Here is a 15,832-nt window from a genome sequence, read left to right as displayed (position 1 = left end):
ACCAGTCACATAACGTTGAAGGCGGCGGCATGCAGAAGAGATCAGTACGGACCCGAACGGCCGCGATGCTCGCGGCGACGGGCTTGCTCGTCGGGGGCTCGGTCACCACTCCGGCGGCCACGGCCGCACCCCCGCCCCTGGTGTACGTCGCGATGGGCGACTCGTTCGCCGCCGGTTCGCTGGTGCTGCCGGCCAAGGAGGTGCTCACCTGCGCGCGCTCGGCGGTCAACTACGCGTCGCTGATCGCGCAGCAGTTGAAGCCGGCGAAGTTCCGCGACGTGACCTGCGGCGGCGCGACGACCGCCCACTTCGCGAACCCCCAGCCGGGCATCATCGCGGGCACGGCGGCCCCGCAGTACGACGCGCTCAGCGCGGACACCACGGTGGTCTCGGTCGGGATCGGCGGCAACGACATCGGCCTGGTCGGGCTCGCGCTCTCGTGCGTGAACCTGTTGCCGCAGGGGATCGGGACCTCCTGCAAGGCGACCAACACCGCGGGCGGCGTGGACCGGCTCGCGCAGAAGATCGACGCCTTCGCGCCGACGTACGGCACGGTGATCGAGCGGATCCGGCAGCGGGCGCCGCACGCGAAGATCCTGATGGTCGGCTACCCGACGGGGATCAAGAAGGGCGGCTGCTGGCCGTTCGTCCCGGTCTGGGGCGTGGACGCGGACTACCTGCAGGCGGCGCTGACCCGGTTGAACGTGCGGATGGCGGAGCAGGCGAACGCGCACGGAGCGACGTACGTCGACCTGGCGACGCCGAGTGTCGGCCACGACATGTGCAAGCCGGCCGGGACGCGATGGATCGAGGGTCTGATCCCCAGCGCGACGACGAACGGCCTCGTGCCGCTGCACCCGAACGCGGCCGGACTGCGCAACGCGGTGCCGCCGATCCTGGCGGCGATCGGTACGCCGGCGAACGTTTGAGCGGCGCCGGATCCGGCCCGGCCGAGGTTCGGTCGGCGCCGGATCCGCCCCCGAGATCCCGCCGGCACCGATCGGTCGGCCGGTGCTGGCAGGATCGGGCGGGTGGATGGGTTCGAGGCGATCGCGGCCAGCGCAGTTCCGTTGACCGGTGGGTACGGCGGAGAGACGTTTGCCGTCAGCGCGGCCGGTGAGGACGCGGTACTGAAGTTGTACGCGCGGCGGCCGGGCCGGGCTGCCGTCGACGCGGCGTTGCTTCGGCTGGTGCGAGGGCTGCTGCCGGTGCCGCGAGTGCTGGACGCGCAGGTCGACCAGGTGGGCGGCGATCCGACGTACGTGCTGACCGAGCGGCTGCCCGGGATCAACTTGCAGGCCTTCCTCGAGACGGCCGACGACAGGCGGCGGGAGTCGGTCGGCGCGCAGCTGGGGGAGCTGCTGGTGCGTCTGAGCGGGATGCCGTTCCTGAGCTTCGGGGAGTTCCACGGCAGTGAGCTGCGGATCGAGTCGTTCGGGGCGGGAGGGCTCGCGCAGTGGCTGAACCACCACGTCGAGTCCTTCGGGCTGACGCGCGAGCAGGTGGACCGCCTGCGCGAGGTGATCGACCGCGCCGAGGATCTGGCCGACAGCGGGGTGGACCGGTTCTGCCTGGTGCACAGCGACTTCAACGCGAAGAACCTGCTGGTCGACCCGGAAACGGCCAGGATCACCGGGCTGATCGACTGGGAGTTCGCGCACGCCGGTTCGCCGTACGCCGATCTGGGGAACCTGCTGCGATTCGGTGCGGACCCGGTGCTGGAGCGGGCCGCGCTGCGGGTCGTCCGGGAGACCGGTCCGGACCTCGGGGACCGCCTGGTCGAGCGAAGCCGCGGGGCCGATCTGTGGGCGCTGATCGACCTCGCCGCGCGCGCCGGGCAGAACCCGGTGGCCAGCGCCGCGCACTCGCTGATCACCCGGATGGCCGACACTGGGGACCTGGCCGCGGGCCGCCCGGATCCGGACGTCGTACATTGAGAGCAGGTGTTGTGTCAGGGACGTCGGGTGACCTCGGCGGGCGGCCGGTAGCGACCGGGTGCCCCGGGTTGTGCTGCCCGAGCCGGAACACGTATTCTGTCAGTTGCGCTATGGGCCTGCGCGACCTCGGACGGAGTAGGCTCGTGCTCGCAGCAGTCGGTTGGTGATTCTGTCCTCTCAGAGCTTTCCAGCGGTTTGGTGCGATCCAACGGCCCGTGCGCACCCGCACGACACCATCAGCCCACGGAGCAACCCACCACATGACGGCCAGCATCGAGGCACCTCTCGACCCCGCAGTGCGCACCACCCCGCAGGTAGCGGTCAATGACATCGGGTCGGAGGAAGACTTCCTCGCGGCGATCGATCAGACCATCAAGTACTTCAACGACGGCGACATCGTTGAGGGGACCATCGTCAAGGTCGACCGGGACGAGGTCCTGCTCGACATCGGTTACAAGACCGAAGGCGTCATCCCGTCGCGCGAGCTGTCGATCAAGCACGACGTCGACCCGAACGAGGTCGTCAACGTCGGCGATCACGTCGAGGCCCTGGTTCTCCAGAAGGAGGACAAGGAAGGCCGTCTGATCCTCTCGAAGAAGCGCGCCCAGTACGAGAAGGCCTGGGGCACGATCGAGAAGATCAAGGAAGAGGACGGCGTCGTCACCGGTACCGTCATCGAGGTCGTCAAGGGTGGCCTCATCCTGGACATCGGCCTGCGCGGCTTCCTGCCCGCCTCCCTGGTCGAGATGCGCCGGGTCCGCGACCTCCAGCCGTACGTCGGCCAGGAGATCGAGGCCAAGATCATCGAGCTGGACAAGAACCGCAACAACGTGGTCCTGTCCCGCCGGGCGTGGCTGGAGCAGACGCAGTCCGAGGTGCGGATGAACTTCCTCACCCAGCTGCAGAAGGGCCAGATCCGCAAGGGTGTCGTCTCCTCGATCGTCAACTTCGGTGCGTTCGTGGACCTGGGTGGCGTCGACGGTCTGGTGCACGTCTCCGAGCTGTCCTGGAAGCACATCGACCACCCGACCGAGGTCGTCGAGGTCGGCCAGGAGGTCACCGTCGAGGTGCTGGACGTCGACATGGACCGCGAGCGCGTCTCGCTGTCGCTGAAGGCGACCCAGGAAGACCCGTGGCAGCAGTTCGCCCGGACCCACCAGATGGGCCAGATCGTGCCCGGCAAGGTCACCAAGCTGGTTCCGTTCGGTGCGTTCGTGCGGGTCGAGGAGGGCATCGAGGGTCTGGTGCACATCTCCGAGCTGGCCGAGCGTCACGTCGAGATCCCGGAGCAGGTCGTCCAGGTCAACGACGACACGATGGTCAAGATCATCGACATCGACCTCGAGCGTCGCCGGATCTCGCTGTCGCTGAAGCAGGCCAACGAGGGGCTGGACCCGGTCTCCGACGACTTCGACCCCACGCTGTACGGCATGGCGGCGACGTACGACGAGCAGGGCAACTACGTCTACCCCGACGGCTTCGACCCCGAGACCGGCGAGTGGCTCGAGGGCTTCGACAAGCAGCGTGAGGAGTGGGAGCGGCAGTACGCCGAGGCCCACGCGCGCTGGGAGGCCCACAAGAAGCAGATCGAGGACGCCAAGACCGCGGACGTCGAGGCCGGCGAGGCGTCGACGTACTCCTCCGCCTCCACCGGCGGCGGCGGCGCGGCCGCGAAGGACGACGCTCCCGTCGAGGGCGCGCTCGCTTCCGACGAGGCGCTCCAGGCTCTGCGCGAGAAGCTGACCGGCCAGGGCTGATCCACCTGCAGGACCCGAGACCCCCGCACCCCCGTACTGGGTGCGGGGGTCTCGCCCGTTTCCGGGAGGACGCATGCCGCTGCGGCCCTACCGCCGTACCGACGAGCACGCCGTACTCGCACTGATCGAAGCCGACCGCCTGACCGGTCAACCGCCCACCACTCCCGCGATGCTCGCCGAAGCGCTCGCCGGCCGATCGCCGGTGGACAGCAGCTTCTGGACCGAGTTGAACCCTCCCGTCACCGAGGTACTCACCGACGACGAGGTGCTCGGCGTCATCTCGTACGCCGTACGCCCGTCGGACCAGGTCGGCGTGATCCTGTGGCTGCACTGCCGCGAAGCCCCTGACGTTGCCGCCGCGCTGATCGGCCACGCCCTCGATCGCCTTGCACAGCGCGCGATCCTCGCGTTCGACTTCGCCTCCGCGCTGAGCCTCGGGCTGGAAGCCCTGCCTGTACGGCATCGCCCCGCGACTCGTGACGCCTTGGTCGCAGCCGGCTTCGTCGGCGAAGACGTGTGGAGCTACCTCTACGCACGGCTGCCGATGTCTGGTCTGCCGATTGCCACCGAGGTCGAGGTTCGCCCGAGCGAGGAGCCGGGCCGGTTGCAGCTGGATCTCGTGCGGGACGGAAACGTGGTGGCGGAAGCGACGGTGGGCGAACCGGTCGGCGAAGTCGGCGTGCTGTGGTGGATTGCCGTCGCACCGGCCTTCCGCGGGAAAGGACTGGGAGCCGGGTTACTCGGAGCGGCGGCGGAGATCCTGGCGGCTCGAGGCGCTCACGAGGTGATCTTGTTCGTCGACGACGACGCGCCTGACGATCCGGACCGCGACCGGTCGGCGGCGAAGCGGCTGTATGCGCGGGCCGGGTTCCGGGAGGTCGACCGGCTGTGGTCCTGGCGACGGCCCGAACGCGGACTACGGTGAGTGTGCGCGTCAGTCCTGATCTGCCAGGAGAGCTGACAGTGTGGCGGGGTTGAGCTCGGGCGAGCCCGGGAGACCGTTCGTGGTGAGGACGGCGAGAGCCTCACGCCAGTACCGGCGGGCCTGGGGAAGATCGCCGAACTGCCGGTGGGCGTGACCGAGGCTGGTGAGGCAGACGGCCTCGCCCCAGCGATCGGACAGGGCTCTGCTGATCTCCAACGACTCCTGGTAGTAGCGGATCGCGGTGGTCTGGTTGCCGCCGGCCAGCTGGGCCGAGGCGAGCGTGCTCAGCGCGAACGACTCCGCGCGACGCTCGCCGGACGCGTGGTTCAGCCGGACGGAGCGTTCGGCTGCTTCGATCGCCTGCTGGTGGTGCCCGTCGGCAAGGTACGTCTCGGCCAGGCCCGCCAGGTTGCGAGCGACCTCGACGTCGCAGCCGAACTTCTCCAGTGCCTCGATCGCCTGCTGGTGGTGCTTGATCGCGGCCGGGCGGTCACCGGCGTACCGGTACATCCGGCCGAGGTCGGTCAACACGGCGGCCCGGCACCGCTCGGCGCCGATCGAGTCGAACAGCTTCAGTGCGTGCGTGAGGTACTCGGACGTCTTGGGGATGTTCCGGCGCTGCAGGTACGCGCTGCCGAGGCCTTGCGCCAACGCGGCTTCCCCCGCGACGTCGCCCGTACGCCGGGCTGCCTCCAGACCGACCTGCTGCAGCTCGAAGAGTTCGTCGATCGCGCGCAGGTAGATCAGGTACGGCCAGAGCGAGAAGACCAGCCGGTACGCCGCCCGGTCGTGCCCGTGCCGGACCGCGTCGTGCACCGCGGCGATCAGGACGTGACGCTCGGCGGTGAACCAATCGGCCGCCTCAGCCGTCTCGTCGAACGTCAGCGGAGTGACGCCGGGCAGGGGCGAGCCGAAGTCCAGCAGGGGATCCAACCGCTCCAGCGCGGCCTTGCCGCTGCGGGCCGAGTGCGCGTACCAGTCCAGCAACCGGGCGCGAGCCTCCTCTCGTTCTGCGGGCTCCTCGGCCTGCTGAACCAGAGTGCTGGAGTAGAGCCGCAGCAGGTCGTGCAGCTGATACCTGCTGTCGGGATGCTCGACCAGGTGCGCGCCGACCAGCCCGTCCAGGCGCTGGGCCGCTTCGCTCTTGCCGACCGCAGCGAGCGCGGCTGCGGCGTTCAGGCTGATGTCCTGCGCCGGCTGCAGTCCCAGCAGCCGGAACATCCGCGCCTGCTCCGGCGCGAGCACCTGGTACGACCAGTCGAAAACGACCCGCAGGGCACCGTCGTCGTCCTCGTCGACGTCCAGCACACCCAGCCGGTCCGGGTGATCCCGCAACTCACCGATCAGCGCCCGTACGCCGGTCGCCGGTTCCCTGGTGACGCGTTCGGCCGCGATCGCCAGGGCCAGCGGCAACTGTCCACACAGCTCGGCGAGCTCGGCCACTTCCGCCGGGCTCGCCCGCACCTGATGCGGCTCGAAGGTCGCCATCAGGTACGCCGCCGAGTCGTCGGCACCGAAGCGGTCCAGTGCGACCCGGTGAGCTCCCTCCCGTGCGGCCAGGGAGCGCAGCTGGCTCCGGCTCGTGATCAGCACGAGGCAGCCCGGCCCAGGGAGCAGCGGACGCACCTGCTCGGCGTCGCGAGCGTTGTCGAGCACGAGCAGCACCCGGCGTTGCGCGAGCACCGTGCGCAGCATCGCCGTACGGGCCGGGCCGCGATCGGGGATCTGGTCTCCAGGAACGCCGAGGCCACGCAGTAGCAGGTCGAGCGCGACATCTGGCTGCATCGGTTCGCCCGGGCCGTAGCCCTGGAGGTTCAGGTAGAGCTGGCCGTCTGGGAAGCGGTCGGCGACCCGGTGTGCCCAGTGCAGCGCCAGCGACGTCTTGCCGACTCCGCCTTGGCCGTGGACCGCGAGAATCGGCAGGGCTCCGTTCGTGCCGTGCGCCGCGCTCAGCGCGTCCAGCCGAGCGAGGGCGTCCGCCCGGCCGGTGAAGCGCGCTGGACCAGGCGGGAGCTGTCGCGGTGCCTGCGACGACTGCCTGGCGGGGCGTCTGGGTTCGGAGGCCTGCAGCAACTCGGCGTGCAAGCCACGCAGCTCGGCCTCCGGGTCGACGCCGAGCTCGTCGGCCAGCCGGCGCCGCAGTTCGTCGTACAGGGTGAGCGCTTCGGCCGGTCTGCCGGAGCGGCTGAGGGCGGTGAGCAGCCGACGCCACAGTGATTCGCGGAGCGGGTGTTTGGCCGTCAGCTCGCGCAGGGCCGGCAGGACCACGTCGTGGCGACCGGCGGCGAGGTCCAGGTCGATCCGGCGTTCGGTGGCGGTCAGGTAGGCCTCGGTCAGCCGGGGAGCCTGCTCACGGTCGAGCCAGTCGGAGCGGATGCCGCCGAACGGCTCACCGCGCCACAGGGCCAGTGCTGCGGTCAGCAACTCGTGCTCGGCCTGCGGATCGGTTGCGCGGGTGGCGTCCTGGACCAGCTGTGTGAAGAGCAACGCGTCGACCTGCCGCGGCTCGACACGGAGGGCATAGCCGCCCGGAGTGGTGTCGACGCGCACCTCGGGTCCGAGCAGTGTGCGGAGCCGGGCGACGGTGGTGTGCACACTGGCCCGCAGGTTCGCCGGCGGAGCGTCACCCCACAGCCGCTGCCCGATCGCGTCGACCGACACAGACTCCGGTACGGCGAGCGCCAGGACCGACAGCAACGCCCGGACCCGACCGGTCAGCCCAGGCAGCGGTTCGTCGTCGCGCAGCGCCTCGAACGGCCCGAGCAGCCGGATCTCCACGTCGGTCCTCCTGTCCGCTCGCCGGTGCGCCCATTCTCGGGGACGGCTGTGTTTTTGGCCTCGCTCCGCTCGGCGGGTCCACTCTTCGTTCGGCCGTCGGCCGGGCTCGATAGGGTGCACGGGTGCTGAGAGTCGGATTGACCGGGGGAATCGGGTCGGGCAAGAGCTCGGTGTCGCGGCGGCTGGCGGACCGCGGTGCCGTGGTGATCGACTCCGACCTGCTGGCGCGGGAGGTGGTCGCGCGCGGGACGGACGGGCTGGCCGAGGTGGTCGCGGCGTTCGGGGACGGCGTACTGACGCCCGACGGCGAGCTGGATCGGCCCGCGGTCGGCAAGCTCGTGTTCGGCGACGAGGTGGCGCGGCGCACGCTGGAGGCGGTGATCCATCCCCGGGTCCGGGCGCGGGCCGCCGAGATCGAGCGGGCGGCGCCGGCCGACGCGGTGGTCGTGCACGACATCCCGCTGCTGGTGGAGACCGGACAGGCGGACAAGTTCGACCTGGTGCTGGTGGTCGACGTACCGGTCGAGGTGCAGGTCGAGCGGCTGACCACGCAGCGCGGCATGGCCGAGGACGAGGCGCGGCGGCGGATCGCGAGCCAGGCGACGCGCGATGACCGGCTGGCGGCGGCGGACGTCGTGATCGACAACGCGGGCAGTCTGGACGACCTGGACCGGCGGATCGACGAGGTCTGGGCGGAGCTCACCGCCCGGCGACCAGGGCACGGTCCGGACACGAACGCTTGACCCCTGCGCGGGAAATGATGAAATCCGGCCGGTCTGTACGAGAATCACGCCGGTCCCGCACGACCTAGGTAGGGAGGAAGCGTGGAGTGTCCGCGCTGCGGCTCTGAGGTCCCCGACGTCTCGCAGTTCTGCCACCACTGTGGCACCGGACTGCACTCGACGGACCCCGGGCGCAAGAACGCGTACGCCGCCAGACCGGACGAGCCCGTGGCCTCGTTCAAGCTGGTGTCGACGATCATGCCGCAGGGCTCCGGCCGGCAGCCGTACACCTACAAGGTCGCGCTCGGCGTCGCGCTGCTGCTCACGGTCGTGGCCGCGGCGCTCGGTGCGCTGCCGGTGGCGATCATGGTGGCTGCCTTCGCGATCCCGATCGTCTACATCCTCTACCTGTACGACGTGAACCTCTGGGAGGACGAGCCGATCCCGGTCGTCGCGGCGGCGTTCCTGCTGACCGGCGTACTGGCGGCTGTCTTCACCTGGCTGTGGTCGGACCGGATCGGTCGGTCGCTGGACACCATCGGCAGCAACGACGCGGGTCCGGCCGGACGCGACCTGCTGATCCTGTTGCTGCTGGTGCCGGTCGTGTCGGTACTGATCCAGCAGGCTGGACCGCTCTACCTGGCCTCGCGGCCGCGCTACGACGACCTGATGGACGGCTTCACGTTCGGTGTGGTCGCCGGTGTCGGGTTCGCCTGCTTCGAGACGCTGGTGCTGCACTGGGGGTGGATCAGCGGTGGGTTCACCGGTCCTGGCTCCGGTGCCGGCACGTGGATCTCGATCGTCGTGCTGCAAGGGTTCGTGAAGCCGCTGATCTACGGGTCGGCGGCCGGACTGGCTGTCGCGGAGTTCTCCGGGCTGGGCGAGGGCTACGACGGGTTCACCCCGCGCTGGGTGATCGGTGTGCTGCAGGCGATCGCGGTGAACGCGCTGTTCCAGGGTGGTGTGTACCTGCTCGGCTTCGTCGGCGGACAGGGCTCCTGGATCGGGGCGATCCTCGGTGTGGTCTGGGGCGTGCTGCTGCTCGGGGCGTTGATCGTGCTGGTCCGGACCGTGCTGCACAAGGGACTGCTGGAGGCGGCGCTGGAGTCGGCCGCTCGTGGCGGGTCGAACCACGCGTCCGGTGAGCTGGGCTTCTGCACCCGGTGCGAGATGCCGCTGCTGCCGCACTCGGACTTCTGCTCGGCCTGCGGCAACGCGGTGCGGTCGGTGCCCAAGTCGGAGCGAGGGGTCGTGGCATGAGCAACCAGCAACCGCCGTACCAGGGCCGGCCGCCGTATCAGGGTCCGCCTCCGCAGCAGGGGCAGCCGCCGTACCAGGGGCCTCCGCCGCAGCAGGGGCAGCCGCCGTACCAGGGTCCGCCTCCGCAGCAGGGACAGCCGCCGTACGGGCCGCCGCCGCAGCAGCGTCCGCTGTATCAAGGGCCGCCGCAGCCGTACGGGCCGCCTGCTCAGCAGCCGCCGCCGTACCAGGGTCCGCCGCAGCAGCCGCCGTACCAGCAGGGACCGCCGCCGCCGTACCAGCAGCAGTACCCGCCGCAGGGGTTCCCGGGTGGGCCGCCGCCGCAGCAGTGGGGGCCACAGGGACCGCAGTTCCAGCGCGGTGGCGGTCGGGGCCAGGGCAGCAAGAAGATCCTGGCGCTGGCCGGCGGTGCGCTCGCCGTGGTCGTGGTGATCGGCGTCGTGCTGGCGCTGGTCTTCGGCCGCAGTGACGGCAACAACGTCCAGCCCGACCCGAACCCGCAGCCGACCGGTCAGCCGAGTCAGGACGCCGACAAAGGCATCGAGGTCGGGGAGGGCGTCTTCGTCGATCCGGCCGCGGGGTACCTTCGCAGGACGCTGAAGGGTTTCAAGGGCGTCTACCTGCTCAAGCAGGGGGAGGGCTACTTCATGGTGCAGACCGTCAAGGCGGGCAACGACACCGCGGACACCGTGCTGCCGGTGCTGATCGCGTCCGAGCGCAAGGCGCAGCCGACCGGCTTCAAGGTCAAAGAGGTGCGGCGCGATGCTCCCGGACCGGACGAGAAGAGCCCGGTGAAGCAGGTCTCGACCCAGGCGTTCCAGTCCGTCGCGACCGGGCAGGCCGGCAGCTTCGGCGTGGTCGGGTTCGTCGGCGTGATCGAGCGCAATGACGGGATCATGACGGTCGTTCGGGTGTACGGCCGGCAGGACAAGTCCGCGACGTTGCAGCCGGACACGACTGCCATGTTCAGGTCGGTGGTTGCGAGCCAGTGAGCAACAAGCGCGACAAGGGCCCGGCCGACAACCCCTGGGTCCGCAAGACCGATCCGGCCGACGACGAGGGCGGGGCTCCGCAGGAGGAGCTGCCGCCGTCTCCGTGGTCGCTGGACGTACCGCCACGCCCGGCACAGTCAGGCGCTCCGGCCCACGGCGGCTGGGGCCGGGCCGAACCGGCGCAGCCCACCACTCCCGACACCGGTACGCCGGGAGCGGGCGGCTGGGGAAAGGCCGGCGACGCCGGCGCGGCCGCGGGCGGCTGGGGGACGGCCGGTTCAGGAATTCCGGGCGCCGGTGGCGGTCCTGGCCAGGCCGGGGTGACCGGTCCGGCCGGAACGGGTGCCAGTGGCTGGTCCGGCGATGCTGCCGGCGGTGCGACCCGGACCAGCTCTTCCTGGGGCGACAAGGTCGGTCCGCCGTCGCTGCGCCGCCCGGAGCCGGTCAAGAAGAAGCCGCCGGTCCCGCCGTTGCTGCTGCCGCTCGCCGGAGGCATCGCCGTCGTGCTGCTGGTCGCCGTAGCGCTCGTCGTACTGACCGGTGGGGACGACAAGGCCAAGGACCCGACGCCGGCTCCCACCGTGACCACGCCGCCGGCCTCGACGTACACGCCGCCCGCGAACGCGATCGCCGTCGACTACGGCGTCTCGATCGTCCCGGTGGCCGGCTGGAGCGTGTTCGCCAACGAGAAGCAGGGCAAGCAGCTTGTCACCTACGCCCCGAACCGCGAACCGCGCGCGTTCCTGTGGGTCCGGCAGAAGCTGAACGTCTCGGCCCAGACCTACCTGCTGGCGATCGTCGAGGGCGAGACCGAGAAGGACATCGCCCAGCTCGGCGCCGTACGGAACCTGCCGTGCCCGCGCGACGTCTTGGTGGAGTGCGTCGCGATCAGCTACACCTCCGACACCAAGGAGGGCAAGGTCAAGGGCTCGGTCGAGGCGTACCGCCGCAAGGACGGCGTGGTGACCGCGCTGGACTTCCGCAGCCGCGCGGACTACGCGGCCAAGGCCGAGTCCGACGCGGCACCGATGAAGCAGTCGGTCATCGACAGTCTGTGACCACCCCGCTCAACCAGACGACACATCGCGAGAGGCCCAGATGAGTCAGCAGTACGGACCTCCCCAGTACCAGCCCCAGAACCAGCAGCAGTACCCGCCGCCGGGGCCGGGTGGCTGGGGACCCGGGCCCGGCTACCCCCAGCAGTTCCGGCCGGGCGGCCGGAAGCACCGGCGGACCCAGTGGATCGTGATCTGCGGCGCGGCGCTGGCCGTCGTGCTGATCGCCACCGGTGTGGTCCTGCTGGTCACGTCGGGACCGAAGGACGAGGTCGCCGCCCCGACGCCCACGCCGGCCGAGACGCTGACCCCGCAGCCGGTCGGCACGCTGTACACCCCGCCGACGCCGTCGCCGACCGCGACGCAGATCACCAAGGGCCCGTACGACAAGGGCGTGGAGATCGGCGGGGGCGTCTGGTTCACCCCGGCGAAGGGCTGGATCAAGGACCCCGACACGAGCCGCTCCGGCCACAGCTACCTGCTGCCCGAGCCGGGCCGGCCGGGCGCGATCGACGGCTACTTCTGGATCCGGCAGACCCGGCTGATGGGCGCCAAGCGGTTCGCCGAGCACCTGGTCGACGTCGAGTCGAACAACCTGCACCACGTGGTGATCGGCAAGGGTGGCTTCCGCAAGTGCCCGAACAAGGCGCTCAAGCTGTGCTACGCGACCAACTACTCCGCGGTGGTGCCGGTCAAGGGCAAGAAGCCGGTGGTGTTCTCCGGGTTCATCCAGACCTTCGAGGACCACACCGGCCAGACCACGGCGACCGACTCGGCCCTGCAGCGCGAGGTCTGGGCGCAGCGCAAGCAGGAGATCCTGAACATGAACGGGACCCTGGTCCGCTCCTTCTGAGCGCCCGGCGGCCGCTCGCTCGAAAACTGTCGGTGGGTGCCCGTACGGTGGAGGGCATGAGACAGGTCTCGGATCTCCAGCGTATGGTCGCCCCGCTCAAGGTGGTGGCGGACTTCGAGCCGGCGGGTGACCAGCCGGCCGCGATCGACGAGCTCGAGCGCCGGATCAACGCCGGCGAGCAGGACGTGGTCCTGCTCGGCGCCACCGGTACGGGCAAGACGGCGACGATGGCCTGGCTGGCCGAGCGGATCCAGCGCCCGATGCTGATCCTGCAGCCGAACAAGACGCTGGCCGCGCAGTTCGCCAACGAGCTGCGGCAGTTCTTCCCCGACAACGCGGTCGAGTACTTCGTCTCCTACTACGACTACTACCAGCCCGAGGCGTACGTCCCGCAGACCGACACCTACATCGAGAAGGACTCCTCGATCAACGAGGAGGTCGAGCGGCTGCGGCACTCGGCGACCTGGTCGCTGCTCACCCGGCGCGACGTGATCGTGGTCGCGACGGTGTCGTGCATCTACGGCCTGGGCTCGGCCGACGAGTACCTGAACCGGATGATCCACGTGAAGGTCGGCGACGAGACCGACCGCGACGGGCTGCTGCGCAAGCTGGTCGGCGTGCAGTACGCGCGCAACGACCTGGCCGGCACCCGCGGCACGTTCCGGGTCCGTGGCGACACGCTCGAGGTCTTCCCGGTGTACCAGGAGCTCGCGGTCCGGGTGGAGTTCTTCGGCGACGAGATCGAGCGGCTGATGACGCTGCACCCGCTGACCGGCGAGGTGCTCAGCGAGGAGGACGAGCTCTACATCGGCGCCGCGACGCACTACGTCACCGCGCCGGAGAAGATGGAGCGCGCGATCAACTCGATCGAGGCGGAGCTGGCCGAGCGGCTGGCCGAGCTGGAGCGCGGCGGCCAGCTGCTGGAGGCCCAGCGGCTGCGGATGCGGACGACGTACGACATCGAGATGATGCGCCAGATCGGCACCTGCTCCGGCATCGAGAACTACTCCCGGCACACCGACGGCCGCGCGCCGGGCACGGCGCCGCACTGCCTGCTGGACTACTTCCCCGAGGACTTCCTGCTGGTGATCGACGAGTCGCACGTCACCGTGCCGCAGATCGGCGGGATGTACGAGGGCGACATGTCCCGCAAGCGCACGCTGGTCGAGCACGGCTTCCGGCTGCCCTCGGCGATGGACAACCGGCCGCTGCGCTGGGAGGAGTTCCTGGAGCGGATCGGCCAGACCGTGTACCTGTCCGCGACCCCGGGGCAGTACGAGCAGGACAAGTCCGACGGCTTCGTCGAGCAGATCATCCGGCCGACCGGCCTGATCGACCCCGAGGTGATCGTCAAGCCGACCAAGGGCCAGATCGACGACCTGATCCACGAGATCCGGCTCCGGGTCGAGCGCAACGAGCGCGTCCTGGTCACCACGCTGACCAAGAAGATGTCCGAGGACCTGACCGACTACCTGCTCGAGATGGGCATCCGGACCAGGTACCTGCACAGCGAGGTCGACACCCTGCGCCGGGTCGAGCTGCTGCGCGAGCTGCGCATGGGCGAGTACGACGTCCTGGTCGGTATCAACCTGCTGCGCGAGGGCCTCGACCTGCCCGAGGTGTCGCTGGTCGCGATCCTCGACGCCGACAAGGAAGGCTTCCTGCGGTCGGGCCGGTCGCTGATCCAGACCATCGGCCGTGCGGCTCGTAACGTGTCCGGCGCGGTGTTCATGTACGCCGACAAGATCACCCCGTCGATGGAGCAAGCGATCGACGAGACCAACCGGCGGCGCGCCAAGCAGGTCGCGTACAACCTGGAGCACGGCGTCGATCCGCAGCCGCTGCGCAAGAAGATCGCCGACATCACCGACATGCTCGCCCGCGAGGACGCCGACACCGCCGAACTGCTGGGCAACGGCCGTACGCAGTCGCGCGGCAAGGCTCCGGTGCCCGGCGGCGGCAAGGGCAAGGCGGGGGAGAAGGCGAAGGAGCTGGCCGGCGGCATGCCGTCGTCCGACCTGGCCGACCTGATCCAGCAGCTCACCGACCAGATGCACACGGCCGCGGCCGAGCTGCAGTTCGAGGTCGCCGCCCGCTACCGCGACGAGATCTCGGAGCTGAAGAAGGAGCTGCGGCAGATGGTGAACGCCGGCGCCAGGTAGTCGGCCGGCAGGTGCCGACCGGGTGAATGGTCAAAGGATTACCAACACGGAGAGTTTCGCGGCGATAACTGTCGGGGAAAACCTAGGTGCGCTCGCCGCCCCGCGAGCGTTCCGCCCCCGTAGAGATTGGCCCGCCCATGCGCATCTCGCCGTTGTCTCGTGTCCGGCCCCGTTCGATCAAACCGTTCGCCGCAGGCCGTACCGGCTTCGCCCTCACCGCCGGGCTCGGCCTGGCGGTCGCGACCGGCCTGAGCACCGCTGCCGGCGCAGCGCCCGTCCCTGAAAGCGTCCCAGCCTCCGGAGCCGGCGTGGCTGCGGCTGCGGGGTCCGAGTCCGGCGTGGCGTCTGCTGCGGCTGCCCGCTCCGAGTCCGGCGTCGCCTCGGGTGCGGCGGTAGTCTCAGAGGCCGGTGCTGCGGTGGGAGCGCCGGGCGGGCTGCCCGTCACGCTCCGGTCGGCGCAGCGGGCGCTGTCCGACCAGTCGACTCGCGCGTTGGCTCAGGCTGTAGCGGTCGATGCGCTCGCGCAGAGCACGGAGACTGGTGGCGCCGCGCCCGCGTTGGCTGCCTCCCGGCTGGCCGCTGCCAAGCGCGACCTCGTCGTGGACGTCAGGTCGGCGACCGCCGGCTGGGCCCGAGGGGTCGCGTACATCGAGGCGCCGAGCGTCGAGCACGCAGCGCCGCAAGGCTGGTTGTTCGTCGCTCGGCACGTCGGCGGGCGGTGGGTGACCGGGCTGGAAGGTGACCAGGAGTTCGCCGGGCTGGTCGCGACGTCTCCGCTCGTGCCGGCCGCCGAGCGCGGCACCCTCAAGGCCTTCGCGGAGAAGAAGGCGACGGCCACGAACGGCACCCTCGCCGCGACCGGTCTGCTGCTGCCCTGGATGCCGGACTACTACATGACGATGTCCGGCGGCCCGCACGCCTGGGACGGCGGCTCCGGACCTTGGAGCAGCCTGGACTTCGCCGGCGGCAACGCGAGCGGCATCGTGCGCTCGTCGGGTTCCGGCACCGCGACCTCGATGTGCGGCGCCGGCGGCGGCTGGACCCGGGTGATCCACCCGAACGGGTTCTCGACGGACTACTACCACATGCACAGCACGACGTACTACAACGGAACGGCGGTCGGCCGCAGCGCCTACCTCGGCGTGATCGGCGTCGACGTGTGCGCCGGTGGAGCGGCCAGCGGAGCCCACGTCCACTGGGGGCTGCGCACGTACGACGCGGCGATGAACGGCCAGTACACCAACCTGCACGGTCGCGGGATCGGCGGCTGGACCTTCTACCACGGCACCGCGCAGTACGGCGGCTACGCGACCCGCCTCGGCGTCACTGCCTACCCCGGCCACGCGATCTACAACCGCCTGAGCTGAACCTGCGGTTCACTGAACAGGAGC

General features: G+C 70.3%; 12 protein-coding genes. 11 read left to right on the top strand and 1 reads right to left on the bottom strand.

Features of this window, described 5'->3' with window-relative positions:
• The first annotated feature begins 29 nt into the window (after positions 1 to 29).
• The 4 genes from BWI15_RS23380 to BWI15_RS23365 all read left to right on the top strand — a co-directional run bounded on the left by BWI15_RS23380 (position 30) and on the right by BWI15_RS23365 (position 4,619).
• Positions 30 to 929, top strand: a complete 900-nt coding sequence (locus BWI15_RS23380; protein WP_193432184.1) for an SGNH/GDSL hydrolase family protein — start codon at positions 30 to 32, stop codon at positions 927 to 929.
• A gap of 102 nt (positions 930 to 1,031) precedes the next feature.
• Positions 1,032 to 1,937 carry a phosphotransferase family protein gene (locus BWI15_RS23375; protein WP_077016598.1) on the top strand — a complete coding sequence of 302 codons (906 nt, stop codon included), beginning with the start codon at positions 1,032 to 1,034 and terminating at the stop codon, positions 1,935 to 1,937.
• Positions 1,938 to 2,197: 260 nt separating this feature from the next.
• A complete protein-coding gene (rpsA, locus tag BWI15_RS23370; protein ID WP_077016597.1) occupies positions 2,198 to 3,694 on the top strand; it encodes a 30S ribosomal protein S1 in 1,497 nt (498 codons plus the stop codon).
• A 73-nt stretch (positions 3,695 to 3,767) separates the two neighbouring features.
• On the top strand, positions 3,768 to 4,619 hold the full coding sequence (locus BWI15_RS23365; RefSeq protein WP_077016596.1) for a GNAT family N-acetyltransferase: 852 nt from the start codon (positions 3,768 to 3,770) through the stop codon (positions 4,617 to 4,619).
• Between the two features lie 9 nt (positions 4,620 to 4,628).
• On the opposite strand, the gene BWI15_RS23360 is transcribed toward BWI15_RS23365, so the two are convergent.
• On the bottom strand, positions 4,629 to 7,397 hold the full coding sequence (locus tag BWI15_RS23360) for an AfsR/SARP family transcriptional regulator (protein WP_077016595.1): 2,769 nt from the start codon (positions 7,395 to 7,397) through the stop codon (positions 4,629 to 4,631).
• A 122-nt stretch (positions 7,398 to 7,519) separates the two neighbouring features.
• On the opposite strand from BWI15_RS23360, the gene coaE reads away from it, so the two are divergent.
• The 7 genes from coaE to BWI15_RS23325 all read left to right on the top strand — a co-directional run bounded on the left by coaE (position 7,520) and on the right by BWI15_RS23325 (position 15,808).
• Entirely contained in the window at positions 7,520 to 8,140 is a 621-nt protein-coding gene (gene coaE / locus BWI15_RS23355; RefSeq protein WP_077016594.1) for a dephospho-CoA kinase, read from the top strand.
• An 81-nt stretch (positions 8,141 to 8,221) separates the two neighbouring features.
• The gene (locus tag BWI15_RS23350) at positions 8,222 to 9,379 is read left to right on the top strand and encodes a PrsW family intramembrane metalloprotease (RefSeq protein ID WP_077016593.1); all 1,158 of its coding nucleotides are present in this window, start codon (positions 8,222 to 8,224) and stop codon (positions 9,377 to 9,379) included.
• Complete coding sequence (locus BWI15_RS39735) at positions 9,376 to 10,371, top strand: hypothetical protein (RefSeq protein ID WP_077016592.1); 996 nt, start codon at positions 9,376 to 9,378, stop codon at positions 10,369 to 10,371. The genes BWI15_RS23350 and BWI15_RS39735 overlap by 4 nt, the downstream gene beginning before the upstream one ends.
• A complete protein-coding gene (locus BWI15_RS23340) occupies positions 10,368 to 11,429 on the top strand; it encodes a hypothetical protein (RefSeq protein ID WP_077016591.1) in 1,062 nt (353 codons plus the stop codon). Before BWI15_RS39735 ends, BWI15_RS23340 begins: the two co-directional genes overlap by 4 nt.
• A 40-nt stretch (positions 11,430 to 11,469) precedes the next feature.
• On the top strand, positions 11,470 to 12,279 hold the full coding sequence (locus tag BWI15_RS23335) for a hypothetical protein (RefSeq protein ID WP_077016590.1): 810 nt from the start codon (positions 11,470 to 11,472) through the stop codon (positions 12,277 to 12,279).
• A gap of 56 nt (positions 12,280 to 12,335) precedes the next feature.
• Positions 12,336 to 14,441, top strand: coding sequence for an excinuclease ABC subunit UvrB (gene uvrB, locus BWI15_RS23330; RefSeq protein ID WP_077016589.1), 2,106 nt, complete (start codon positions 12,336 to 12,338; stop codon positions 14,439 to 14,441).
• Between the two features lie 308 nt (positions 14,442 to 14,749).
• Entirely contained in the window at positions 14,750 to 15,808 is a 1,059-nt protein-coding gene (locus BWI15_RS23325) for a M23 family metallopeptidase (RefSeq protein WP_077017224.1), read from the top strand.
• The last annotated feature ends 24 nt before the right edge of the window (positions 15,809 to 15,832 follow it).

The sequence above is a fragment of the Kribbella sp. ALI-6-A genome, from assembly GCF_001984195.1.
GTDB lineage: Bacteria > Actinomycetota > Actinomycetes > Propionibacteriales > Kribbellaceae > Kribbella.
The sequence above is the reverse complement of the archived record's forward strand: the minus strand, read 5'-3'. Positions and strand labels throughout refer to the sequence as shown.

Excerpts from the sequence above, each read along its gene's own strand:
- BWI15_RS23380 (WP_193432184.1), top strand. The coding sequence starts at position 30 with ATGCAGAAGAGATCAGTACGGACCCGAACGGCCGCGATGCTCGCGGCG.
- rpsA (WP_077016597.1), top strand. The coding sequence starts at position 2,198 with ATGACGGCCAGCATCGAGGCACCTCTCGACCCCGCAGTGCGCACCACC.
- BWI15_RS23365 (WP_077016596.1), top strand. The coding sequence starts at position 3,768 with ATGCCGCTGCGGCCCTACCGCCGTACCGACGAGCACGCCGTACTCGCA.
- BWI15_RS39735 (WP_077016592.1), top strand. The coding sequence starts at position 9,376 with ATGAGCAACCAGCAACCGCCGTACCAGGGCCGGCCGCCGTATCAGGGT.
- BWI15_RS23335 (WP_077016590.1), top strand. The coding sequence starts at position 11,470 with ATGAGTCAGCAGTACGGACCTCCCCAGTACCAGCCCCAGAACCAGCAG.
- uvrB (WP_077016589.1), top strand. The coding sequence starts at position 12,336 with ATGAGACAGGTCTCGGATCTCCAGCGTATGGTCGCCCCGCTCAAGGTG.